This is a genomic window from Chitinophaga ginsengisoli (genome assembly GCF_003014595.1).
Lineage (GTDB): Bacteria > Bacteroidota > Bacteroidia > Chitinophagales > Chitinophagaceae > Chitinophaga > Chitinophaga ginsengisoli.
In genome coordinates this window covers 205,891-228,957 of sequence record NZ_PYGK01000001.1, presented here as the reverse complement: position 1 = coordinate 228,957, position 23,067 = coordinate 205,891, and the positions used below count along the sequence as shown (strand labels likewise).

The following is a 23,067-nucleotide window of genomic DNA, read 5'->3' as shown; positions in this document are numbered from 1 at the left end:
GTTATTTAAAAATATCTGCTATCGTCTTGGGCGGCAGGAGATGGATTGTTTGTAAGCCAACAGCTTGGGCACCTTCAATATTAGGAAGTGTGTCATCTATAAATAAGGTCTCGGCCGGATCCAGGCCATTCTCCTCCAACACAAATTGATATGTTTCCTTCTCAGGCTTACGTAACCCGATCAGGTGAGAATAATAAGCTTTATCAAAAAAGGATGCCAGCGAAGGAATACCCCTGCTGTCCTGTAATATCTTATTAAAGGCGGCCAGGTGGATGGCATTGGTATTACTCAACAGGTATAATCCGTAATGCTGCCTTAACTGCTGTAATATCTGCAACCTGCGTAGAGGAAAGTCCAACAGCATAGCATTCCACGCATCAATGATCTGCTGATGAGTAGTACCCGGTGCCGTATGTTGCTGCATCTCATTCAGGAACACTTCCGGTTCAACCTTGCCGGTTTCCAGGTCGTCAAACAGTGTGTTGAGCGTAAACTGGTTGTACAAACTTGTGAACTCTTTTACCCCAAGGTTCTCAAACGCCTTGTAAGTCAACTGGTAATCGAGATTAATAATAACTCCGCCCAGATCGAAGATGATGTGTTTAATACCTTTCATTGTATGAACTGCTGAATAAGAAAGTGCAAAGGTATATGGCAGGAATAAAAAAATCAGAAATGAATTGGATAATTGAATAAAAAATAATTAATTTTGCCCTCCCTGAAAAAGGGAACCCACGAGAAAGTTTCAAAATATTCGTTCTGCAAAGAACAGGTCCTATAGCTCAGTTGGTTAGAGCACCTGACTCATAATCAGGGGGTCCCAGGATCATGCCCTGGTGGGACCACGAAACAAAAAGGCTTTCAGCGTTTATTCGCTGGAAGCCTTTTTTCATTTCACAGGATTTGCAGAGCATGGGTTGCAAGGGGAATTAAAATCCCTGAGACAATCCGCAGTCACCCCCAATCTGTGAGATGTTCCGTAGATGCGTCGTGTATACGTCGTGTATGAAGCGTGTTTGGTACATCCATTCGCACGCTTCTTTATGGGTATGTATTCGGTGGAGATAGTGTACGGTCTATATCCTATAGGCTCATTACTATAGCATTATCGGCACTTCCTATAGCGATCGCTATAGAATAGTGCCTGTAATGTAGGACCAGAGAGCCTGTAGGTAGGAACCCGTAGTATAGTCGGAGCGAAACCGAAGTATAGCCATACCGGACTAAAAAGCCGTTGCGTTGCGTAAACCATTCGGAACTACTCCTGCCAGAAAACACAAGACAGCGCGCTATAAAATAAAAAAGTACCCCGCTTTTTAAACGAGGTACCTCTCCTATTCACAGTTCTCCGTATGCTGTTTATTTGCCGTATACCTGCTCCAGGAATGCTTCCACGCTTCCTCCTTTTCTGCCGGTCAGTTTTTCCAGATCAGTAGAGATGCTTGCGAACTCGCCTTCTTTGGTGGCTTCGCTAAATCCTGCAAATAATCCGATGTACTCTGCTGGTACACCTGCTTTTGTCAGTTCAGCAGTAAAAACTTCTGGTGTCGGTGATACATAAGAAACGTTCTTACCGGTAACAGCGGAAATTTTTGCCGCTATTTCCTCAAAAGATACCGCTGCCGGTCCGGTCAGTTCATAGCTGCGATTTTCATGCCCTTGGCCTGTCAGCACTGCCACGCCTGCTTCTGCCAGGTCGCTGCGCAGGATGAAGGCGGTTTTACCCTCCCCGGCCGGCTGGAAAATAACGCCGGTTTCCAGGACCCTGTCTCCTATGAATATCGGTATCATCTCGGTATAAATACCATGTTTAAGGATGGTGTATTTCAGCCCGGATGACTGCAGCAGCCTTTCCGTCAGCAGGTGGGTGGAGGCAACAAAGTAGATGGGAGATGTTTCAGTTTCGTTCTTACGCTGGAAACTGGTATACACCACATGGCCTACTTTCGCCTCTATAGCCGCACTTACCACATTTTCGTGTTGTTGACCGCGTTTGGCAGTATCGCTGCCGGATACGAAATACAGCTTGTCCACGTCTTTGAAGGCGTTTACGAGTGAAGTTTTATCATCATAGCTACCTATCGCTACTTCCACACCCAACTCCCTGAACGGAGCAGCTTTTGCTTCATCACGTACCAATACCTTTACATTGGAAGCTGGCACTTTGCTGAGCAATTTGTCTAATACGATACGGCCAAGAAGTCCGGTTACTCCTGTTACTAATATTTTTCCCATTTTCGTTAATTTTACTGTATTGGTTACTTAATTTCCTTTACTTACTTTTAGTAAGTCAAAAGTAAGGCGTCAGGAAATGCCTGACAAGAAGGCACCATTCAGTATGGTTGTTACTTGAGAGTAAGTATTGTTGATTATCAATGTATTAAAACAATGGATATTTTAAAAAAATATCGTGCCTCCGGAGGAGGCGCCTGTGCAGTGAGGAACGTATTGGACCGTTTGGGCGACAAATGGTCTATGCTGATCATTCTTGTCCTGGGGAAAGAAGGCACAATGCGCTTCAATCAACTGCATCATGGAATTGGGGACATCTCCCAGAAGATGCTGACCGTTACACTCAAGATCCTGGAGGCCGACGGATTGGTTACCCGTAAAGTATATGCGGAGATCCCTCCTAAAGTGGAATATAGCCTTACAGAACGGGGACACTCTCTGCTACCTCATTTGGAAGGGCTGGCTGAATGGGCAGAAACGCATATGCAGGGCATCTATACTTCCCGCGAAAAATATACTGCAGGTGTCTAGTCAGTGGTCGTACCCTGAATTAGTGATATCTTTGCAGATAGTTTTAACTGATTTTTAATGCAGCATAACAGCAGGTTTATTGCCATTGAAGGACTGGACGGGGCAGGCAAGTCTACCCAGATCGCTTTACTGACGGAATATTTTAATAAGCAGGGTATAGAAACAAGGTTCGTACACTTCCCTATTGTACAGGAAGGCGTGTTCGGAGAACTGGTCGCAAAATTCCTGCGGGGTGACTTCGGAGATGTAAAAAATGTACACCCGCAATTGGTGGCGCTGTTATTTGCCGAAGACAGAAGGGCATTTGCACACCATCTCAATGAATGGCTGGCCAGCGGATATGTGGTACTGGTAGACCGCTATGTGCTGTCCAATATTGCGTTCCAATGTGCAAAGCTGCATACAGAAAAAGAGAAAAAAGAGCTGCGTGAATGGATCAACATGTTTGAGTATGAATATAACCGTATTCCTCAGCCGGATCTTTCCGTTTATCTCGATGTACCGTTTTCTTTTACAGAGAAAGCATTGACAGAAAGACGTTCAGGAGAGGACAGGAAGTACCTGAATGGAAAAGACGATATCCATGAGAAGGACTTTTCCCTTCAGCTGGCGGTGAAGCAGGAGTACGAAGTATTAGCAGATACTGATCCTTCCGTCACAAAGATTATCTGTTATGACGGTGATGGGAAGATGAAGTCTGTTGAAGAGATCCACGCAGCCATTATACATAACATTACAAAATAATAAGGATCATGTCTATAACATCCAATGCAGACCTTTCAGGTATGCAGGCTGTGAGCGAGGCCGTTGGTATTGCATTAAGGAAAATGAGAGAATATGCCAGCCCGGGTATGTCAGCAAAAGAGCTGGATGAATACGGTGGCAGTTTACTGAATGAAATGGGTGCGAAGTCTGCACCGAAACTGACCTACGGGTTCCCTGGCTGGACCTGTATCAGCGTGAATAATGAAGTGGCGCATGGCATCCCTACGGGGAATAAAATACTGAAAGAGGGCGACCTGGTGAACATTGACGTTTCTGCAGAACTGAATGGCTACTGGGGTGATAACGGCGGATCATTTGTATTGGGAAATGATATTCACAATCATAACCCGCTGGTGAATGCTTCCAAGTTGATATTACAAAAAGCGATCAATGAGATCAGAGGTGGTGTGAAGATTGCGGATGTGGGACATCTCATTGAATCGACAGCAAAGAAAATGGGCTACCGGGTTATCAGGAACCTGGTGGGGCATGGTGTAGGTAGAAGCCTGCATGAAGAACCTAAAGAGATCCCCAACTATTATGACCGCACGAATAAGAACCGTTTCCGCAAGAATAGTGTGGTGGCCATTGAGACATTTATCTCTACAAGAGCTTCTTTCGCCTATGATATGGGCGATGGATGGACGCTGGTGACGAACGACGGCAGTTTTGTGGCACAACATGAACATACAATCATTGTAACTGATGGACAGCCGGTGATCCTGACCGCTTCCAACCAGATCTGGGACTAAGCGCATTATCAATAAAAAAAGAGAGGGCCTCGTTTTAAAACGAGGCCCTCTCTTTTTTTATTGGAAGGAACTGATCTTATGAACCGTAGCCTGTATTCTGAGGTCTCAGATTCGGGTTGTTACGCATTTCCTGGATTGGTAATGGGAACAGCAGGTGTTTTTCTGCCAGTGTCGCACCAGAGTTTTTGTTAACATGCCCTACAAAGTTATCGAAGCCGTTATTGCTTTCGTTGTATACTTTTCTCAGACGTACCATGTCGAACCAGGTGATACCTTCATAACAGAACTCATGCCAGCGCTCACGCCATACTGCTTCTTCGAAGGTGCCCTGTGCCAGTCCTGATAAAGGATCAAGGCCTGCTCTGCCGCGTACGCGGTTTAATGCGGTATAAGCGTCAGCATTAGGAGTACCATCCGCTCTGTTCTGTGCTTCTGCATAGATCAGCAATGTTTCAGCAAAGCGGATCTGAGGCATATTCAGGTTGCTTCTGCCGGTACCAGGGGCACCTGGTTTACCATGACCAGCTACGTCAAAGAATTTGAAGATGTAAGGTCTGTCTAACTGGAACGGGGCACCTTTGCCATCTACGTAATAAGAGGTAAAGAAGAACTGCTGTTCATCTGTGCGTTTATCCTTAGGTTCAAACTTCTTGTATGAATCGTAGAAGGAAGAGTTAGGGATAGAGCTACCTACACCACTACCGAAAGCCGAGATGTTCTTTAACAGGGAGTTGTTGGGAAGCATCAGTGACTGCATTGGATTACCCTCGATATCTGCCAGGTACTGTACTTCAAATAGGTGTTCTACCTTATTGTTGTTAGTTACATCACGCATCTGGCTGTAAGCGTCAAACAGATTGATCTGGCCTGTATTATTTTTGGCATAGTCAATTACCTCTTTTGCCTTATCAGCCGCCAGCCTGTAATATTCTGCACCTTTGTTCAGCGGATAGCCTGCCATGGTAAGATATACTTTTGCCAATTCTGTTTTGATGGCAGCGAGACCTACCCTGCCGGATGCATCCATCCATGGCAGACCAGCTTCTTCAGCCATTTTCAGATCCGCAATAATTTGGGCATATACGCTATCTGTACTTGTACGCGTAGGATAGAAATCAGGAGAAGTAGGTACCTGTGGTTTTGTTATTAAAGGAACATCACCCCAAAGCCTTACAATATAAAAGTAAGACCATGCCCGCATGAAAGCAGCTTCGCCCATCGTGGTTTTTCTCATTCCCTCATCCATATTGGGGATACCAGGAATCTTGTCGAGCGCCATGTTGGCCTGTGCAATAACTCTGTAGGCACCAGTCCAGAATTGTCTGACATGGAGATTATCTCCATCATATACAAGCCCCAACAGGTTGTTCAGGTCAGAGTTCTGAGCAGTTGATGTAGCCGCGGTACCTGTTGGCGCATCCAGCATCTGGAAGTTAGCAGAAAAGATACCTGCACCACTACCAATGAATCGGGCGCGTGCGTAAGCAGCATACACAGCTGCATCCGCATGTTCCGGTAAGGTATAATAGATGTCTGGCGACAGGTTGGAGGGATCCTGTTCTTCCAGGAATTTGTTACAACTGGTAGCAAATAAACTGCCACCGATCAATATGCTAAGTGCGGTTTTTTTTATGTAGTTCTTCATGAGCATCTCTTTTTCTGATAAATGTTAGATTGATTAGAAAGCAACGTTAGCGCCAAGTTGGAACGTAGTTGGTTTCGGATAATCAAAGAATGTTTGTCCCTGTGCAAATGGCTGTGAGTAAGTGCTTACCTCAGGATCGTTACCACTGAATTTAGTAGCGAGGAAGAAGTTCTGTACAGATGCATATACTCTCAGTTTGCTGAGATGCAGGCGTTTCAGTTTTTCAGTAGAGAAGTTATAGCCCAGTGCCAGGTTCTTACCACGGAGGAATGAGCCATCTTCTACCCAACGGGTGTCTACGTTAGTAACATAACCAGCACTTGGATTACGTGGAGCAGCAATGTCAGTATTCTGATGCTCTGGTGTCCAGTAATTCAATACAGATTTGAAGCTATTAGCCAGACCAGTACGGTCTTCGCCGGAGTGGTGTGTCATATTCAGTACGTCATTGCCATAAACGAACTGCAGTTCAACAGTCAGATCCAGATTTTTGTACTTGAAGGTATTGAAGAATCCACCCCATCCGTCAGGGTTACCATTACCGATGATCATACGGTCAGCATCGTTAATAGCGTGGTCGCCATTTACATCACGGTATTTGATATCGCCAGGCAGGATTGGTTTACCACCACGGTAGTCTTTAAACAGTGCAGCTTCTGCAGCATCTTTGGTTGACCAGGTGCCCTCACGTACCAGACCCCAGAAGGAACCTACAGGCTCGCCTACACGGATAATGTTTGTCTGGTTAGTGAAGTTAGGTCCACCTACACCAAATATGTCGGCAGGAGAAGCCAGCGCCAGTACTTTATTCTTGTTGAAGGAGATATTGAAAGTAGTAGACCAGGAGAAGTTTTTGGTTTCAATATTCACAGTATTCAGACCAATTTCCAAACCCTTGTTTTCCATCGCACCAACGTTTCTGCTGATTACCGTGTAACCACTGGTAGTAGGCACAGGAGCATCTAGCAGCATATCTGTGGTTTTCCTGTAGTAAAGGTCCGCTTCCAGGGAGATCCTGTTCTTTAACAGACCCAGTTCCACACCAAAATCGTACTGTGCAGTTTTTTCCCATTTCAGGTCCCTGTTAGGCAGCCTGTTAGTACCTACCCCCTGTACTTTCTGACCGTTCAGCGGGAACGCATAATCGTTGCTTGCGGTCAATGAATACAGGGAACTATAAGGCGCAATCTCAGAGTTACCAGTTAGACCGTAGCTGGTGCGCAGTTTCAATGTAGAGATGGTTGGATTGTCTTTCAGGAATGGTTCCTCAGATGCACGCCATGCCAACGCCGCGGAAGGGAAGAATGCATATTTGTTGTTAGGACCGAACTTGGAAGAACCATCCACACGACCTGTGAATGTAACCAGGTACTTATCTTTAAAGCCATAGTTCACACGGCCAAAGTAAGAGTTGAAGGCAAAACCGAGATTACGGGAGCCTGCGCCGGATGAAGGAATCAGACCAGCAGAACCGATGCTGTTGGTTTCAAGATAGTCGGTGGAAAAATTCTCACCACGTACATTGAAGCCAAAGAGGTTATCTTCCTGCCAACCCACACCCGCTAATGCGTTGATAGAGTGAACTTTGTTGAAGCGTTTGTTATAGGTTAGATAGTTTTCAAAAGACCAGTAAGTTTCCCTGTCGTTAGCCACGATCGCGATACCTTTCTGGGTGGCAGAGATATCTATCAGGGAACGCCCATTCCATTCATTCCTGCCACGGGTTACTACGTTAGCACCTACAACAGAGCGGAATTCCAGGCCTTTTGCCAGGGTAATAGTTGCATATGCGTTACCTAATACGTTCTGTGTCTGCAGGATATACTTACGGTCAGTCAGGATATGTACAGGATTAGCGCCGCCTTCAGCACCAGGATACAGCTTATTGTTGCTGAATGTGCCGTTTGGCATTTTAACCGGCAGGAAAGGCAGTGCTTCCGTGATCATACGAACAGAGTTCAGACCACCTGTACCGATATCTACCAGATTTTCGTTCTGGTTGGTGTATCCCAATGATCCACCTACTTTCAGCCATGTTTTCATCTGGCTGTCAAATGTGAAACGTGCAGAATATCTTTTCAGATAAGAATTCAACAGCAGACCTTCATCATCTCTGTAACCCAGAAACAGACCGAACTGGCTGTTTTCATCACCACCTGTAAAGCCTAACTGATGGCTGTGAGATACTTTGTGCTGTACGGATTCTTTAAACCAGTCTGTATCATATTTTGGATTGCCATTGGCATCAAACAAGTCAGGATTGGTCCTTTTTAACTTAGGATCTTTAGATACATAGGTTCCCTTAGCCCATTCAACCGGATCGTAGATCTCTGCATTTTTCCAAGCCAGGTCTTCTACCTGCATATATTCTTTTGCATTCAGCATGTGAACGCGTTTTGGACCGATGGTGTTGTAAGCCAGGCCTACATCGTAAGTAACGCGGCTACCGCTGGCATTACCTCTTTTAGTAGTCACCAGGATAACACCGTTCGCACCTCTCGCACCATAGATCGCTGTAGAGGATGCGTCTTTCAGTACCTCTACAGATGCTATTTCATTCGGGTTTAAGAAGTCGATTGCGTTACTGTTCTGTGTTTGCGCACCTACCGGAATTACCACTCCATCAATTACATAGAGCGGGTTGTTGGTAGTGTTGATAGAACTGAAACCACGGATACGCACATTGGTCTGACCACCCGGACGACCGGAGTTGGTGTTCACCTGTACACCCGGGATCCTGCCCGCCAGTGCCTGGTTTACAGAAGCTGCGGGCCTTTCTTCCAGTTGTGCGGTTTTTACAGAGGCTACAGCACCCGTCAGGTCAGAACGTCTTGTAGCACCATAACCTACTACTACTACGTCCTGTAGGGATTTTACGTCAGAGGACATGCTGACGTTAATGGTAGGAGCGCCATTAACCGCTTTTTCCTGGCTCAGGTAACCAACAAAAGAAAACACAAGGGTTCCACCAGCCGGCACATCAATGCTATAAGTACCATCTGGTTTAGTTTGTGTGCCGCTACTGGTACCTTTAATTTGTACAGATACCCCAGGGAGCGGGGAATTATCCCTGTTGTCAAGGACCCTACCGGTGATTTTCCGGCTTTGTGAGAATGCGTGCAGCGTCATCAGCAATGCTAATGTGCCTTGCACCGCGATCCTCATGAAACGTGTGAATTTAGACTTCATATTCTGGAGGTTTTAGATAATAGAGTTTTACGCCGCAATACATTCGATTGCAGCATGACAAGTACAGTGATTACTGTTACAGTTACATTTACATTACATCATTATTTTACGTGGCCTGTAATGAAAAAGAATAAAATAAATGCTGATAGTTATCCTATTCGGATAAGAAAAAGCTACAAGTAATAATTAATGATTAATGATTCGAATAACGCTACGGAATTTTAGTTCTGTTAATTTTAGTTCAATACTTCAGGTTTCTATAACGATTTCGGCTTTTTGAATAAATATGGTAACTCCGTGTTAAAAGTATAATATTTTTCAAGTAAAGTAAAACGTTTTTGCAAAAAAGTTTTGAACGGTGAAAAACTGCTATGGGAGAGGATAAGGGAGGAATTTCAGCAATTTGTATGTAAATCAGAAAAATGACATAAAATGACAAAACAGGAAAGTATTATTTTGACATACTTCCCTATTTTGTATGTTTTTTTGTGGCAAAATAGTATTCGTTATTGTTTAACTTCGAAAATATAAAACTGCGTTTCCTCTTTTCTATCAAAATTATTATCAACAACGAAAATGAGACTGCGGTGTCCGTTAGATAGAACAGGCCCGAAGGTCATTCCCTCTACATTATCAACAAACGTATCCAGTGTATCAAAGTTCAGGAGTAATGTCTTTTGTGCAGGCGTAAAACGAGTTGTTTCACGGAGTGAATTGACGGCCTTAATATCAGTAGCATGTTGAAGGTCTACCTTGAATACACGGATCGTATTGTTTTTTACCCCAGTTGAAAATGAACGTTCCATCACCAGTAGCTGCGTTTCAGAGAGTACCAGGATGTCAGAGATGCCGTTCACCCGAAAGGCTGAATCAGGGACTGAGGGGTGTGCAATAGGCGATAACTTATAAGCATACTGGGCTATAGGTTGGCGGGTATGCAGGTCATATTTGATAATGCGTATATAGGCGGTAGTATCTCTCAGGTCGGCACGTGGACCATCCTCGTACCGCGGCTCTTCCAGGCTCACAAACATATAACGGTCATCTGGAGTAAATCCAAGTCCCTCAAATACGCCATTGCGCCTTGGGCCATTTTCCGTGGCCCGCATGTGGAACTGCTCTGGCAGGGGATAGCTACCCAGATACCGCCCGCTGCTGTCTATATCATATATACCGGGATCATTGATAATATTACCTTGCCCCGAAATGATCCTCTCCCCTTCGCTGCTCCATACCAGGTGACCGGTATGCGGGTTATAACGCATTGCTTCCGGATCGGGCGCAAGGGTTTTCGCTGACGGATATACATTGCCATCAGGCATTCTTAAATAGGTAACATGAGTGAAACGAATGCTGTCCCTGTCGTAATTACTTTCCGGCACCTGAACGGTATAGAACCGGGCAGGCTGTTTTTCTGAACGATCATCGCAGATCAGGTAATATACCTTCCGGGCGCTGTCATAGTCTATACCCGAAAGCCCTCCTACTGTGGTGCCGTTGAATAGCATATTGTAGGGAAAGATGTATTTATGCAGTAATGTCAGTGAGTGAATAGGAAGTATTGTGGTGTCTTTAACGCTGGTTTTGGGAATGGTGGCACAAGCACTCAATAGTATAACCAGCAGCATATATTTTCTCATATAAATATTTCTCTTCACAAAAGTAGTGAATGAAAAATATCTCGGGGATTAAGTATAACTATGCTCATACAGTATATGAGAAAAGTAAGATGTGGGCACGTAGCAATGACATTATTGAAAGACCGGTTTGAGAAAAATAAGGTAATCAGATCGTAGCAGAATAGTTTATAGCTTCTGCTACGACTGATTACCTTTTTCACACAATGGAGCCTGGTTGCCTGGGCTTATACAGCCCGGCCGCGTATAATATTTACGAGAATAGCAATAACAGCTAATACCAACAGCACATGTATAAGACTGCCGGCGGAGTAAACAAACGCACCTAGTATCCATCCAATGATTAGGATCACTGCGATCAAATAAAGTAAGCCGCTCATGTCAATAAGATTTGGTTACAGTAATAAGTAGAAAATCTGTGCCAGATAGTGTTAATGGAAACAGACGCTGCTCTTCTTCAGTGTTTACAAGGCTTACAGCGTATTCTTCCCTTTTTTAAGCAGTAGATGCCGGCATTTTTAACAGACTGTTTTATGTGGAGTGGATTCCCCAGCAAGGGCAAAATGTCCGCCAAATAATGGGCTGAAATGGGCCACCACCCTTGGCTGACTACAAGCGCAGAAACTGGTAACATTTTTGAACCTCACACATACTAATCATCATTGCATTAATTTAAAATTGACTATCATGCAAATCAATGAAAAATTGCAGGAAGCCCTGAGTGATCTGGTTAGGATCAATCAAGATCGTGTGGAAGGATATAAAAAAGCGATAACATTAACAGACGATACCGACCTGAAGGCTTTGTTCCAGAGAATGGCAGATGAAAGCCACACATATATTGACCAGTTAAACAGCATATTGCTGGACGGAGGAGGAGATGTTGGAGGCTCTTCCGTATATGGAAAACTCTACAGAAAATGGATGGATGTAAAAGCCACCTTTTCAGGACGTGATCGTCAGTCATTATTGTCTTCCTGCGAGTATGCGGAAGACGCAGCACAAAGAGCATACGAAGATGTATTGCGCTCCAGTACTCCCATGCCCTACAGCGTAAGGGAACTGATCGCCAACCAAAAGAGCGCGCTCAGAGGATCGCATGAAACCGTGAGAACTTACAGGGATCTTGAAAAGATCCCTCATTAACCGCTACGTGTTCATTTTGATTGCCGCTGTTCTTTTTGTTCAAAATAGATGGTAACAATGGTTGTTCATTATGTACAGCTTACATTTGAAATAATGTAAGATTAAAGCGGCTACTTATCTCGATAAGTAACATTTTTCAGTAATGGATTTAGGTAAATTCACAGCCCCGTAGGATACGGGGCTGTTGTTTTTTATAATATGCTCCGGTCTTTTATCAATAGCCCTCATCCCAATCTTTCCATACAGGTTCATAACCCTGTGCCCGTAACATGCCACTGATGCTCGCCGGACTACGATCGTCCGATATCTCGAACTGTTCCAGAGAGGACAGATCTGTTGCATATCCGCCCGGATTGGTCTTTGAACCCGCACTAAGCGCCGTAATGCCCAGTTTGATCACATTATCCCTGAAACGGGGTGTTTCCCTGGTAGAAAGGCTTAATTCTATTTCCTGGTCCAGTAGGCGGTACGCGCAGATCAGCTGTACCAGCTCGCGGTCGTTCATTTCCACTTTGGGAGGCAAGCCGCCTGAACAGGGACGTAAACGAGGGAAAGATATACTGTATTTCGTCTGCCAGTAGGTTCTTTCCAGGTACCGCAGGTGGAGGGCCGTAAAAAAGCTGTCCGTACGCCAGTCTTCCAGCCCTATCAGTACGCCCAAACCTATTTTGTGGATACCAGCCCTACCCAGCCTGTCTGGTGTATCCAGGCGGTACTCAAAATTCGATTTACGGCCCTTGGGATGATGCAGTTTATAGTCCGCCTGATGATACGTTTCCTGGTAGACCAGTACCGCATGTAGCCCGTGAGGGATCAGTGCGGCGTAGTCTGCCTCGTCCATGGGTTGTACTTCCATGGAGATATTGGCAAAATGAGGCCGGATCACTTTCAGCGCTTCCTGGAAATAATCCACGCCCACCGTCTGATTAGCCTCCCCGGTGACCAGCAGTACATGTTCATACCCCATGGCCTTGATAACGGCCACTTCCCGGAGTATCTCTTCCTTGTTCAATGTCTTCCGGGCTATCTTGTTATCCAGGCTGAAACCACAGTAGGTACAGATATTCTGGCACTCATTGCTCAGATATAAGGGAATATACAACTGCATCGTATTGCCAAAGCGCTGTTGCGTAAGCCTGCGGCTCAGCTGGGCCATCTGTTCCAGGTAAGGAGCAGCAGCCGGTGAGATCAGTGCTTTAAAATCCTCCAGGGTGCGCCTGCTGCTATTGAGCGCAGCTTCCACGTCGCGGGCGGTCTTCGAATAAATGCCCGCCTTGACCTCATCCCAGTTATATTGATCGAAAATGTCTTTAAAACCTGACATGGTGTACTTGTTTAAACTTCATCAAGAAAGCCGATCAGGGGGCTGGAGGCTACTGCCTGCCGCTGTACGGAAGGTAAGCCTGCCTCATATGCCTGTCTGCCGGCTATTACAGCCTGTCTGAATGCCTGGGCCATCATTACCGGATCTTTTGCCACAGCGATGGCCGTATTTACCAATACGGCGTCTGCTCCTATTTCCATGGCTTTTGCCGCATCCGAAGGACTGCCGATACCTGCGTCCACTACTACCGGCACATTACTCTGCTCAATGATGATCTCGAGGAAATCTATCGTCTTTAAACCTTTGTTGCTGCCTATTGGAGCGCCTAATGGCATTACCGCGGCAGTACCTGCGTCCTCCAGTCTTTTGCACAGCACTGGGTCTGCATGCACATAAGGCAGTACAATAAAGCCCAGTTTTACCAGTTCTTCCGCTGCTTTCAGCGTCTCGATAGGATCGGGCAACAGGTAGCGTGGATCAGGATGTATTTCCAGTTTGAGCCAGTTTGTTTCAAGTGCCTCCCGCGCCAGCTGGGCCGCATATACGGCTTCTTTGGCGGTTCTTACACCCGAGGTGTTGGGTAGTAGTTTTAGCTGCGGATGATGTATGTGCTGCAACATATCATCCGATTCATTGTGGACATCTACCCTTTTCAGCGCCACTGTGACCAGTTCTGAACCGGAAGCCAGCAAGGCTTCCTCCATAACAGACAGTGAGGCGAATTTGCCTGTGCCGGTAAACAGGCGGGAAGAAAAAGAATGACCGGCTATTACGAGCGGCGTCATATTGTAAGAGATGATACAGTTTGAAATTTGTTTTCTGCATGTGTGATAAGGCCACTTACCGCAATACCATGAATGCCTGTTTGCATCAGAGCCGGCAGGTCTTCTGCCAGTATGCCGCCAATAGCGATAACGGGAATATGAATACCCATATTCCTGAGCGCCTGCATAATAGCAGCAATGCCTTCCAGCCCCAGAATGGGGCTGAGCTTCTCTTTGGTAGTAGTAAAGCGGTAAGGCCCCAGACCTACATAGTTGGCGCCATCCTTCACGTGAACAAGAATATCCTCCAATGTATTGGCAGTACCACCGATGATGAACTCATCTCCGGTGATGGCCCGGGCATTGGTTACCGTCATATCCTGTTTACCGACGTGTACACCATGGGCGCCGACAGTCTTGGCGATATGTGGATGGTCGTTAATGATCAGGGTAGCGTTGTACCGTGAGCAGATCGCCTTTGCCGCAAGTGCGCTGGCCAGGATCTTGTCTTCGGGTTCATGCTTGATACGAAGTTGTATCCATCTGCAACCGGCCTCACAGGCCGCCAGGATGTTATCCAGGTGAGTGGCAGTTGTTGTTTGTTGTGATATATAATGCAATGAGCTGATCATGTGATATGATATCCTAAAAGTGATGAATGACTGGCCAGGAACTTTTCTGTATAAAGTTTGGCCGTGATACAGGCGGTAGGCAAGGAACAACCCGTTGCCAGTTGTGCGGTAATGGCCGCGCTGAGCACACAGCCGGAGCCATGTTTTGGAAAGACAGTTATGCTGCTGGCCGGAATGTCAATCATATCGGTCCTGCCCATATACAGGGTGTCTACTCCCTGTCTGTCCTTCCGGTGTCCTCCCTTTAGCAGCACCGCACTATAGGCTGCCAGCGTGGTTGCGGCAACATGTCCGTCTTCCTTGCCGCTCAGCAGCAGCGCTTCATGATAGTTGGGCGTCAACAGGTAAACCTGCCTCAGGACTTCCCGCCATACTGATAGCTGCGTGGTATCGTGAAACGTAAATCCGGCGCTTGCTTTCAGCACAGGGTCCAGTATAAAACGTATATCCGGCTGTAGGGCCCTGATGGCCGTGATCACTTCCAGTATGGTATCTGCGTCCTGCATGATCCCGATCTTGCAGTACTCCACCGGAAATGTTTCCAGCAAGGGTATTGCCTGTGCAATGATCTGACCCGCAGACTGCCAGTCTACCGAGAGGAAGCGGGTGTCTGTCTGAACGGTGAGTGCTGTACAGACACCCAGGCCATAGGTGCCGAGTGTTTCAAACGTTTTAATATCTGCCAGCAGACCTGCTCCGGCGGATGGGTCCAGGCCGGCCAGGCTCAGGACATAAGGGCGTCTGGTCTCCATATATCCCTGATGCGGCGGAAGTTGCTGATAGCGGTAGCTGGTTCCTGCCAGATGGCGCCCAATAGGGCAATCCCGTCAAACTGCATGTCGCGGGCCTTTGCTGCTGTGGTATGATCGATTCCTCCCAACGCCAGTACCTGCCCGTTATAACCGTCTTTGGAAAGGCGGAAGCCTTCTCCGAATGCACTGGTATGCCCAGGTTTGGAGATGCTGTCAAACACGGGTGCCAGTAACAGCTGGTCCCAGTTATCACTGGCTATCTGCAAGGTTTCGGCGGCATGAATGCTGGTGCTGAGCCGCCATCCTTTCTGCCGGTAACCATTGATCTGATCTCCGTTAACAAGCCCCCTGCCGGCTTCACTGAAGTGTACGCCCTGCAGGCCGTACTTTTCACAAAGCGCAGGATGCCCGGTTATCATCAGTTTATGGTAACAGGACGGATCTGCGTCCAGCAACAGCTGTTCATAGTCTGCTTCCGGCCATCCTGGTTTGCGTACGAGAATGCTGTCTGCGCCTTCAGCGAGCAGTTGCTGCCAGTAGATGGTTTCTTCCGGCAGGAATGTACTGTGTGTGATGATCTGTATCATGCGTATCAGAAGTAAACTTCTCCTCCTTGTTCTTTAAATGCATGTGCCTGTTCCGCCATACCAGTCTCCAGTGCCAGTGTTTCATCTATCTGTTGGGTTGCCGCATAGTCCCGCACTTCCTGTGTGATCTTCATGGAGCAAAAATGAGGCCCGCACATAGAACAGAAATGTGCGACCTTGGCGCCTTCCGCAGGCAATGTCTCGTCATGATAGGAACGGGCTGTTTCCGGATCAAGAGACAGGTTGAACTGGTCTTCCCAACGGAACTCAAAACGGGCCTTGCTCAGGGCATTATCACGATGTTGTGCACCCGGATGACCTTTCGCGAGATCCGCAGCATGAGCGGCTATCTTATAAGTGATCACACCCTGTCTTACATCTTCCTTATCAGGTAATCCCAGGTGCTCTTTAGGCGTCACATAACACAGCATAGCGGTACCGAACCAGCCGATCATAGCAGCGCCGATAGCAGATGTGATATGATCATAACCAGGTGCAATATCCGTCGTTAATGGCCCGAGCGTATAGAAAGGTGCTTCTTTACAATGTTCCAGCTGCTTGTCCATATTGGCCTTGATCAGATGCATAGGCACGTGTCCCGGACCTTCTATCATGGTCTGCACATCATGTTTCCATGCATGATGGGTTAGTTCTCCCAGTGTTTCCAGTTCTGCAAACTGCGCGGCATCATTAGCATCAGCGATGCTGCCCGGACGAAGACCGTCTCCCAGTGAGAACGCAACGTCATATGCTTTCATGATCTCGCAGATCTCTTCAAAGTGTGTATACAGGAAGTTCTCTTTATGATGCGCCAGGCACCATTTGGCCATGATTGAACCTCCACGGGATACGATGCCGGTGGTACGTTTGGCCGTAAGCGGTACATAACGTAGCAGTACGCCGGCATGAATAGTGAAATAGTCCACACCCTGTTCTGCCTGTTCTATAAGCGTATCCCGGAAAATGTCCCAGGTCAGTTCTTCTGCCTTACCATTCACTTTTTCCAGCGCCTGGTAGATTGGAACAGTACCAATGGGAACAGGGGAATTACGGATGATCCATTCCCGGGTTTCATGAATGTTTTTACCGGTGCTGAGGTCCATAATGGTATCTGCTCCCCAGCGACATGCCCACACTGCTTTTTCCACTTCTTCCTCTATGCTGGAGCTAACGGCAGAGTTGCCGATATTGGCATTGATCTTCACCAGGAAGTTGCGGCCAATGATCATCGGCTCACTTTCCGGGTGGTTAATATTGTTGGGGATAATGGCACGTCCGGCTGCTACTTCCTGTCTTACAAATTCGGATGTAATGAATTTCAGGGGAATATTGGCGCCGAATGACTGGCCTTTATGCTGTTGCCAGAGATCGTTATTCTCCTGGAATAATTTGTCTACACATTGATTCTCGCGGGTGGCAATGTATTCCATCTCACGGGTAATGATACCTTTCTTTGCATAATACATCTGCGATACGTTATGTCCTGCCTTTGCTCTCATCGGAGAATGCTGGTAGGAGAAGCGGAGGCTATCAAGACGGTTATCCGCCATTCTTTCCCTGCCATAGGCAGAAGTAATGCCCGGCAGCTGTTCCACATCATTACGATCTTTGATCCAGCTTTCACGTAGCCTGGGGATGCCTTTGCGTACATCGATATCCACATTGGGGTCAGTGTACGGGCCGCTGGTATCGTAAACTACCACCGGGGAATTAGGTACTTCAGCTCCTTTGCTGCCATGAAGGCGTGTAGGAGTCAGCGTGATCTCTCGCATGGCAACGCCATCTACATAGATCTTTCTGGATGCCGGGAAGGGCGTACGGGAAATTGAATGCATAACTGATGATTAAATTAGGATGTAAGAATTGAGAAGATGACACACAGGGACACACCACGGCCTCACGGCTGTGCGCGTATCATGATTATTGTATACCGGTTATAAGCCCTTATCCGCCCTGCGTGGCGCGGATGATCGTGACCTTATCTGCTGTTTGCAGGATTTGTTCGGGCCAGGAGGTTTTCGGAATGACCTGGCTGTTAATGGCGATAGCGACGCCTTTTTCAGAAGAAAGTTGAATAAACTGTAAGAGGGCAGCAACAGTGGTTCCCGGCTGCACCGCATAAAGTTTATTGTTTACAAGCACTTCCATGTTTGCAAGGAATTAAGTGAACAATAAACTTTAAGGATGGAAAGATGAAGAAGAGTTCAGCTACTTTTCCCTACGGCAGTATGAGCTGCGTCAGGTACTGAGGGTTTCATCTCAGCTTCCCGGAAGTATTACTACCGGGAAACACCCCTAAAGTGGCTTAAAGGTAGTTAAATTTGTTAAACTACTATTGCTATCTTTGGAACTATGAAAAAATGTCTGGTCCTGTCAGTGATCTGTACTGTTATTACCGTAGCCTGTCAACAGCCGTCTCCGTCCTCGAAAACACATACGCCCGAAGACAGCAGCCTGATTGATGTGACGGATACAGTCACTCCTGAAACGATCACTGATTCCGTAACGCTGGTAAAAGCGGATACGATATCCTACACTGAAGACCAGCTGCTGGGCAAATGGCTGCAGCCTGTGCGGGGAATAGACAAGACTACACAGGGATTCCTGCTGAAGAAAAAAGGAACCATTACCTCGATCAATACATATTCAATGATATATGACAAGTGGAGTGTGTCGCATGATACGCTGTTGTTCTGGAGCCATGCAGAGGGCTCGCAGCAGAAAGATTCCGCCGCTGTCATAGATACTACGCTTATCAAGTCACTAACAGATACTTCGTTAGTATTATTCCCCATCAAAGCTGCAGAGGGATACCTCGAAGAATACAAAAAGGTCAAAAGTAAAAAGAGATAGTTCCGGCCCATAGTCTACAGGCAACAGACAATTGCGATATATTGCCTGCTGCCTGCATTGCAGACTATAGTTGTCATGAACTAACTAATGATACATTAACCACAAAGCTACTGCGCAGGCTACAACAGCCATGAAGATACCTGCTGTAGCTACCTGTGTGTCATCAATATTTTTGTGGGCTTTTAAAACAGAAAGTCCGCCCACTACAATTGCAGCAATACCAAATACCAATGAGGTACCTGGATTCCTTGACACGAAGGCATATACTGCAGCAAAGATGCCCGCAAACATCGAAACGAAGCAGGCAATTTTTGTGGGGGTGGACGTGGTGTGCTGTTGCATATAATTATGAATTAAAATGAAAATAAAAAGTTCATAACCTGTTTATTGCTTTCGTTCTTCCCAGGGTACTTTCAACAAGGTTCCTATTTGCTGATACTGGGATTCCTGGTATTCATCCAGTCCGTAGCGTAGCCGCGTTACATCATTTACCACCACAAATGTGCCGAACAGGCGGTCCCAGAACGAAAAGATATTTGCATAGTTGGAGTCAGTTTCCGGTTGATAATGGCTATGATGCACCTTATGCATGTCAGGCGACACAATGATCAAGCTAAGGGCATTATCCAGCCATTTAGGCAAGCGGATATTGGCGTGATTAAATTGCGACATAAAGGCCGAAATGGTCTGGTATAACATGACCATCCAGATAGGCACTCCCATGGAAATGATGGCCAGTAAAAGGGCTACCACGCGGAATACAGATTCTACCGGATGATGTCGGAGAGCGGTGGTCGTATCGACCGCGGTATCTATATGATGAATCTTGTGGAAATGCCACATCCAGGCAATTTTATGCTGGATAAGATGCACCAGGTAAGCGCCTATCAGGTCCATCATCATAATGGCCAGCAGGCAATGGAACCATACCGGTAATGCGAGAAGATACAGGAGGCCAAAATGTGCCTTTGCGGTCCATTCTGATGCCATCACGATCATGAATGCGAAGCCGAGATTAACAATGGCTGTTGTCAATGTGAAGAACAGATTGGTACCTGCATGCCGGTAGCGATTCACCTTGAGTGAAAGACGGGGTATGGCACCTTCTATCATCCACAGCAATAACAGTCCGCCTACAAGAAAGGCGGTTCGATACCAGGAAGGAATATTATTGAAAAATTCTTCCATATGGGAATTTAAATTTTACGGCATGAAGTACCATGCCCTGATTTTTTTCAACGTGAAATAGTGGTCATCAAACTGGGGTAATCAGTCGCTTACTGTCCTGTTTTAACGGTATTAATTTACGAACTTTTTAAATAATAATTCTTTTGAAAGTGGCCATGGGCAAAGAAAAAAGCAATCTCCTTGTGAGAGATTGCTTTACAAATAAACATAAGTTATTAGTTGTTGTAAAACCGATTAGTTATTCAACATGAGCGGCATTACTAACATCAGGAGGTCTTCGTTTTCTTCTTTTTCAGACGGCTTCAGAATACCTGCTTTTGTAGGAGTAGACAGCTCGATGGTGATCTCATCTCCTTCTGCGGCGTTCAGCATTTCAATGAGGAACTTCGCATTGAAAGCAATTTGCATATCATCGCCGGTGTACTGACAGCCCATACGTTCATTACCTTCAAAGGAGAAGTCCACGTCCTGTGCAGAAAGCTGGAGTTCGCTGCCGGTAATGCTCAGGGCTACCTGGTTGGTGCTCTTGTTGGCGAATACACTCACACGTTTCAGGGCGTTCTGGAAATCGCTTTTTGCCAGGGTAAGGCGGTAAGGATTATCTTTTGGGATCACCACTTTATAGTCAGGGAACCTTGCATCAATGAGGCGGCAAATCATCTGGGCGCCATCATGTGTTACGAAGAAATGGTTCTGGCTATAGGCGATCTTTATTTCGCTGTCGTTGTCAGGCAAGGCAGATTTCAGCAGGTTCAGCGGCTTTTTAGGCACGATGAAGGTTTCTGCTTTCGGGCATTCTACACCGGTCCTTACATACTTCACAAGACGGTGAGCGTCGGTAGCTACGAATGTGAGGCTGGAGGGGGTCAGTTCGAAGAACACACCTGTCATCGCCGGACGCAGGTCATCGTTGCTCACGGCAAACAGCGTTTTGTTGATGGCTGTTACCAGTGCGGTAGATGTCAGCGTGAAGGAAGTGGTATCATCTGCTGTAGGCTCTTTGGGGAAATTCTCAGGATTTTCGCCCATTACCTTATACTTACCGTTGTCGGAAGTGATCTCTACAGCATAAGAATTAAGATCTATATGAAAAGTCAGCGGCTGATCGGGCAGATTCTTGAGTGAATCCATCAGGATCTTCGCAGGTATACAGATACGGCCATTTTCTTTGGCTTCAACCTCCAGCTTTACCTTCATGACAGTCTCAAGGTCTGTAGCCACTACAGTCAACTCGTTCTTGTCGATCAGGAAAAGGAAATCTTCCAATATAGGCAACACCGTATTAGAGTTAATCACCCCGCTGATCTGCTGCAATTGTTTTAACAAAGTAGAGGAAGAAACGATAAACTTCATGTGATATATTGTTATTTACTTTTTGCTTTTTTATCAAAACCGGGTACTGTAAAGGATTCTGACGTTATTGTCCGCATTCCGGGTTTGTTAACCGCTCTAAAAATAAGGCTTTTTAAGAAAGCGGACAAAGATAGAAAGAATTGTCAAGTATCGTGCTATTTACAGATATTACCGGAAAATGCAATGTTAGACAAAGCGGTGATTATGTCTTGTTTTATTGAATTTAATTCAATGGATTGTTGTTTTATTATGATGTGGTGAAAAAATTTGCTGTTTCTTTTAAATGATGTTCATATCCTTTAGCTTTGCGGGCGCAAAAAAAATATTTTTAAAACTAAAAAAATCTTTGGGTTATGAAACTGTCTCATTTAGCCGAAACGTTGATCGGGTCTGAAATTATTAAGCTGGCCGGTGAGATAAAGGAGAAACAGGCCAAGGGTGAGAAGATCTACAATTTTACCATTGGGGATTTTGACCCTAAGGTATTCCCAATTCCGGCTGAATTTGAGGAAGAGATCATAAAGGCTTACAAGGAAGGGTTTACTAACTACCCTCCTGCTGACGGTATTCCCGAATTAAGGAAATCTGTGAGCGAATTTATCGCTGAGCACGAAAACCTGAATTACGATCCTGCCAAGGAAATTGTAATCTCCTGCGGTGGTCGTCCAATTATCTATGCAACTTTCAGAACTATTCTTGACAGGGGTGAAAAAGTAGTTTACGCTACCCCATCCTGGAACAATAACCACTATACCCACTTCCTGGAAGCAGAACACGTAGTACTGGAAACAAAACCAGAAAACGACTTCATGCCAACTGCTGCCGAACTGAAACCATTGCTGAAAGGAGCTACCCTCCTGGCACTGTGTTCTCCGCAGAACCCTACAGGTACCGCTTTCGGTAAGCAACAGCTGGAAGAGATCTGCGACCTGGTGATTGCTGAAAACAAGAGCCGTAGCGCTGACCAGAAACCGCTGTACATCCTGTTCGACCAGATGTACTGGGTACTGACCTTCGGCGAAACACACCACTACACACCTGTGTCTCTCCGTCCGGAACTGCGCGACTATACCGTTTTCATCGACGGTATGAGTAAGGCATTCGCTGCTACCGGTGTAAGGGTCGGTTGGGCTTTAGGACCTGCTCACGTAATCGGTAAAATGAAATCCATCCTTTCTCACGTAGGCGCCTGGAGCCCGATGGCAGAACAACATGCTGCTGCCCGCTATCTGCGTCGCAAGGATGAAGTGAATGTTTACCTGAAGAAATTCAAAGCAGAAGTAGAAGAACGCCTGCAGAAAATCTATGAAGGATTTGACGGCTTGAAAAAAGCGGGTCATCCTGTAGAGGCTATCGCACCACAGGCGGCAATCTATCTGACCCTGAAGATCGACCTGGCAGGTAAAAAGACTGCTGATGGCACCATACTGCAGGACCAGGCAGCTGTTACCTCTTACATCCTGAACGAGGCGAAACTGGGTCTGGTGCCTTTCTATGCTTTCGGTTCTTCTAAAAACTCTCCATGGTATCGCCTCAGCGTAGGTACCTGTAAGAAAGAAGAGATCCCGGCAATGATCGCCCAGCTGAAATCAGCGCTGGAAAAACTGCAATAATCAGATTATACTGGCAAGCTATAAGAAAAGAAGAAAGGCCGCCCCGTCTTGAACGGAGCGGCCTTCTTCATTGAATAGGTGTGTGTGGGGTTGTGGAAAGAAGG

22 protein-coding genes, 1 tRNA gene and 1 riboswitch are annotated in these 23,067 nt (G+C 46.2%); of the genes, 7 read left to right on the top strand and 16 right to left on the bottom strand.

Features of this window, described 5'->3' with window-relative positions:
- Position 1 precedes the first annotated feature (1 nt).
- Entirely contained in the window at positions 2-616 is a 615-nt protein-coding gene (locus CLV42_RS00935) for an HAD family hydrolase (RefSeq protein ID WP_106600027.1), read from the bottom strand.
- 155 nt (positions 617-771) lie between these two features.
- On the opposite strand from CLV42_RS00935, the gene CLV42_RS00930 reads away from it, so the two are divergent.
- Positions 772-845: transfer RNA gene (locus CLV42_RS00930), tRNA-Ile, on the top strand.
- Positions 846-1,359: 514 nt separating this feature from the next.
- Here the strand turns inward: CLV42_RS00930 and CLV42_RS00925 are convergent.
- A complete protein-coding gene (locus CLV42_RS00925; RefSeq protein WP_106600026.1) occupies positions 1,360-2,235 on the bottom strand; it encodes an SDR family oxidoreductase in 876 nt (291 codons plus the stop codon).
- A 153-nt stretch (positions 2,236-2,388) separates the two neighbouring features.
- On the opposite strand from CLV42_RS00925, the gene CLV42_RS00920 reads away from it, so the two are divergent.
- Genes CLV42_RS00920 through map form a run of 3 tightly spaced genes read left to right on the top strand, consistent with a single transcriptional unit; the run spans position 2,389 to position 4,280 of the window.
- The gene (locus CLV42_RS00920) at positions 2,389-2,763 is read left to right on the top strand and encodes a winged helix-turn-helix transcriptional regulator (protein ID WP_106600025.1); all 375 of its coding nucleotides are present in this window, start codon (positions 2,389-2,391) and stop codon (positions 2,761-2,763) included.
- 57 nt (positions 2,764-2,820) lie between these two features.
- Complete coding sequence (gene tmk, locus CLV42_RS00915) at positions 2,821-3,507, top strand: dTMP kinase (protein ID WP_106600024.1); 687 nt, start codon at positions 2,821-2,823, stop codon at positions 3,505-3,507.
- Positions 3,508-3,515: 8 nt separating this feature from the next.
- Positions 3,516-4,280, top strand: coding sequence for a type I methionyl aminopeptidase (map, locus tag CLV42_RS00910; RefSeq protein WP_106600023.1), 765 nt, complete (start codon positions 3,516-3,518; stop codon positions 4,278-4,280).
- 76 nt (positions 4,281-4,356) lie between these two features.
- Here the strand turns inward: map and CLV42_RS00905 are convergent, their stop codons facing one another.
- From CLV42_RS00905 to CLV42_RS00890, 4 genes are all read right to left on the bottom strand, one after another.
- A complete protein-coding gene (locus CLV42_RS00905) occupies positions 4,357-5,925 on the bottom strand; it encodes a RagB/SusD family nutrient uptake outer membrane protein (RefSeq protein WP_106600022.1) in 1,569 nt (522 codons plus the stop codon).
- Between the two features lie 33 nt (positions 5,926-5,958).
- Positions 5,959-9,114 carry a SusC/RagA family TonB-linked outer membrane protein gene (locus CLV42_RS00900; RefSeq protein WP_106600021.1) on the bottom strand — a complete coding sequence of 1,052 codons (3,156 nt, stop codon included), beginning with the start codon at positions 9,112-9,114 and terminating at the stop codon, positions 5,959-5,961.
- A gap of 506 nt (positions 9,115-9,620) precedes the next feature.
- Entirely contained in the window at positions 9,621-10,754 is a 1,134-nt protein-coding gene (locus CLV42_RS00895; RefSeq protein WP_106600020.1) for an esterase-like activity of phytase family protein, read from the bottom strand.
- A 224-nt stretch (positions 10,755-10,978) separates the two neighbouring features.
- Positions 10,979-11,131, bottom strand: a complete 153-nt coding sequence (locus tag CLV42_RS00890) for a lmo0937 family membrane protein (RefSeq protein WP_106600019.1) — start codon at positions 11,129-11,131, stop codon at positions 10,979-10,981.
- Positions 11,132-11,438: 307 nt separating this feature from the next.
- Between CLV42_RS00890 and CLV42_RS00885 the strand changes: the two genes are divergently transcribed.
- Entirely contained in the window at positions 11,439-11,897 is a 459-nt protein-coding gene (locus tag CLV42_RS00885) for a PA2169 family four-helix-bundle protein (RefSeq protein ID WP_106600018.1), read from the top strand.
- Between the two features lie 214 nt (positions 11,898-12,111).
- Here CLV42_RS00885 and thiH read toward each other — a convergent pair whose 3' ends face one another.
- The 7 genes from thiH to thiS form a co-directional block, all read right to left on the bottom strand.
- On the bottom strand, positions 12,112-13,221 hold the full coding sequence (thiH, locus tag CLV42_RS00880) for a 2-iminoacetate synthase ThiH (protein ID WP_106600017.1): 1,110 nt from the start codon (positions 13,219-13,221) through the stop codon (positions 12,112-12,114).
- Between the two features lie 11 nt (positions 13,222-13,232).
- On the bottom strand, positions 13,233-14,006 hold the full coding sequence (locus CLV42_RS00875; protein WP_106600016.1) for a thiazole synthase: 774 nt from the start codon (positions 14,004-14,006) through the stop codon (positions 13,233-13,235).
- On the bottom strand, positions 14,003-14,617 hold the full coding sequence (locus CLV42_RS00870; RefSeq protein ID WP_106600015.1) for a thiamine phosphate synthase: 615 nt from the start codon (positions 14,615-14,617) through the stop codon (positions 14,003-14,005). The genes CLV42_RS00875 and CLV42_RS00870 overlap by 4 nt, the downstream gene beginning before the upstream one ends.
- Positions 14,614-15,369, bottom strand: coding sequence for a hydroxymethylpyrimidine/phosphomethylpyrimidine kinase (locus tag CLV42_RS00865; RefSeq protein WP_106600014.1), 756 nt, complete (start codon positions 15,367-15,369; stop codon positions 14,614-14,616). The genes CLV42_RS00870 and CLV42_RS00865 overlap by 4 nt, the downstream gene beginning before the upstream one ends.
- On the bottom strand, positions 15,342-15,956 hold the full coding sequence (locus CLV42_RS00860) for a thiamine phosphate synthase (RefSeq protein ID WP_106600013.1): 615 nt from the start codon (positions 15,954-15,956) through the stop codon (positions 15,342-15,344). Before CLV42_RS00860 ends, CLV42_RS00865 begins: the two co-directional genes overlap by 28 nt.
- Before the next feature lie 5 nt (positions 15,957-15,961).
- Positions 15,962-17,791: a phosphomethylpyrimidine synthase ThiC gene (thiC, locus tag CLV42_RS00855; RefSeq protein WP_106600012.1), complete on the bottom strand. Its 1,830-nt coding sequence runs from the start codon at positions 17,789-17,791 to the stop codon at positions 15,962-15,964.
- A gap of 109 nt (positions 17,792-17,900) precedes the next feature.
- The gene (thiS, locus tag CLV42_RS00850) at positions 17,901-18,104 is read right to left on the bottom strand and encodes a sulfur carrier protein ThiS (protein ID WP_089829296.1); all 204 of its coding nucleotides are present in this window, start codon (positions 18,102-18,104) and stop codon (positions 17,901-17,903) included.
- Between the two features lie 50 nt (positions 18,105-18,154).
- Positions 18,155-18,263, bottom strand: a riboswitch (TPP riboswitch).
- Positions 18,264-18,308: 45 nt separating this feature from the next.
- Here thiS and CLV42_RS00845 point away from each other — a divergent pair.
- A complete protein-coding gene (locus CLV42_RS00845; protein WP_106600011.1) occupies positions 18,309-18,809 on the top strand; it encodes a lipocalin family protein in 501 nt (166 codons plus the stop codon).
- 84 nt (positions 18,810-18,893) lie between these two features.
- On the opposite strand, the gene CLV42_RS00840 is transcribed toward CLV42_RS00845, so the two are convergent.
- From CLV42_RS00840 to dnaN, 3 genes are all read right to left on the bottom strand, one after another.
- A complete protein-coding gene (locus CLV42_RS00840; RefSeq protein WP_146154290.1) occupies positions 18,894-19,151 on the bottom strand; it encodes a hypothetical protein in 258 nt (85 codons plus the stop codon).
- 42 nt (positions 19,152-19,193) lie between these two features.
- Positions 19,194-19,997: a sterol desaturase family protein gene (locus CLV42_RS00835; protein ID WP_106600009.1), complete on the bottom strand. Its 804-nt coding sequence runs from the start codon at positions 19,995-19,997 to the stop codon at positions 19,194-19,196.
- 234 nt (positions 19,998-20,231) lie between these two features.
- The gene (gene dnaN, locus CLV42_RS00830) at positions 20,232-21,350 is read right to left on the bottom strand and encodes a DNA polymerase III subunit beta (protein ID WP_106600008.1); all 1,119 of its coding nucleotides are present in this window, start codon (positions 21,348-21,350) and stop codon (positions 20,232-20,234) included.
- A gap of 353 nt (positions 21,351-21,703) precedes the next feature.
- Here dnaN and CLV42_RS00825 point away from each other — a divergent pair, with 353 nt between their 5' ends.
- On the top strand, positions 21,704-22,963 hold the full coding sequence (locus CLV42_RS00825; RefSeq protein WP_106600007.1) for a pyridoxal phosphate-dependent aminotransferase: 1,260 nt from the start codon (positions 21,704-21,706) through the stop codon (positions 22,961-22,963).
- Positions 22,964-23,067 lie beyond the last annotated feature (104 nt).

Coding starts and splice junctions, on each gene's coding strand:
- CLV42_RS00885 (WP_106600018.1), top strand. CDS start 11,439: ATGCAAATCAATGAAAAATTGCAGGAAGCCCTGAGTGATCTGGTTAGG.
- thiS (WP_089829296.1), bottom strand. CDS start 18,104: ATGGAAGTGCTTGTAAACAATAAACTTTATGCGGTGCAGCCGGGAACC.
- CLV42_RS00935 (WP_106600027.1), bottom strand. CDS start 616: ATGAAAGGTATTAAACACATCATCTTCGATCTGGGCGGAGTTATTATT.
- CLV42_RS00905 (WP_106600022.1), bottom strand. CDS start 5,925: ATGAAGAACTACATAAAAAAAACCGCACTTAGCATATTGATCGGTGGC.
- thiC (WP_106600012.1), bottom strand. CDS start 17,791: ATGCATTCAATTTCCCGTACGCCCTTCCCGGCATCCAGAAAGATCTAT.
- CLV42_RS00900 (WP_106600021.1), bottom strand. CDS start 9,114: ATGAAGTCTAAATTCACACGTTTCATGAGGATCGCGGTGCAAGGCACA.
- thiH (WP_106600017.1), bottom strand. CDS start 13,221: ATGTCAGGTTTTAAAGACATTTTCGATCAATATAACTGGGATGAGGTC.
- map (WP_106600023.1), top strand. CDS start 3,516: ATGTCTATAACATCCAATGCAGACCTTTCAGGTATGCAGGCTGTGAGC.
- CLV42_RS00845 (WP_106600011.1), top strand. CDS start 18,309: ATGAAAAAATGTCTGGTCCTGTCAGTGATCTGTACTGTTATTACCGTA.
- dnaN (WP_106600008.1), bottom strand. CDS start 21,350: ATGAAGTTTATCGTTTCTTCCTCTACTTTGTTAAAACAATTGCAGCAG.
- tmk (WP_106600024.1), top strand. CDS start 2,821: ATGCAGCATAACAGCAGGTTTATTGCCATTGAAGGACTGGACGGGGCA.
- CLV42_RS00860 (WP_106600013.1), bottom strand. CDS start 15,956: ATGATACAGATCATCACACACAGTACATTCCTGCCGGAAGAAACCATC.
- CLV42_RS00920 (WP_106600025.1), top strand. CDS start 2,389: ATGGATATTTTAAAAAAATATCGTGCCTCCGGAGGAGGCGCCTGTGCA.
- CLV42_RS00890 (WP_106600019.1), bottom strand. CDS start 11,131: ATGAGCGGCTTACTTTATTTGATCGCAGTGATCCTAATCATTGGATGG.
- CLV42_RS00865 (WP_106600014.1), bottom strand. CDS start 15,369: ATGGAGACCAGACGCCCTTATGTCCTGAGCCTGGCCGGCCTGGACCCA.
- CLV42_RS00840 (WP_146154290.1), bottom strand. CDS start 19,151: ATGCAACAGCACACCACGTCCACCCCCACAAAAATTGCCTGCTTCGTT.
- CLV42_RS00835 (WP_106600009.1), bottom strand. CDS start 19,997: ATGGAAGAATTTTTCAATAATATTCCTTCCTGGTATCGAACCGCCTTT.
- CLV42_RS00875 (WP_106600016.1), bottom strand. CDS start 14,006: ATGACGCCGCTCGTAATAGCCGGTCATTCTTTTTCTTCCCGCCTGTTT.
- CLV42_RS00895 (WP_106600020.1), bottom strand. CDS start 10,754: ATGAGAAAATATATGCTGCTGGTTATACTATTGAGTGCTTGTGCCACC.
- CLV42_RS00825 (WP_106600007.1), top strand. CDS start 21,704: ATGAAACTGTCTCATTTAGCCGAAACGTTGATCGGGTCTGAAATTATT.
- CLV42_RS00870 (WP_106600015.1), bottom strand. CDS start 14,617: ATGATCAGCTCATTGCATTATATATCACAACAAACAACAACTGCCACT.
- CLV42_RS00925 (WP_106600026.1), bottom strand. CDS start 2,235: ATGGGAAAAATATTAGTAACAGGAGTAACCGGACTTCTTGGCCGTATC.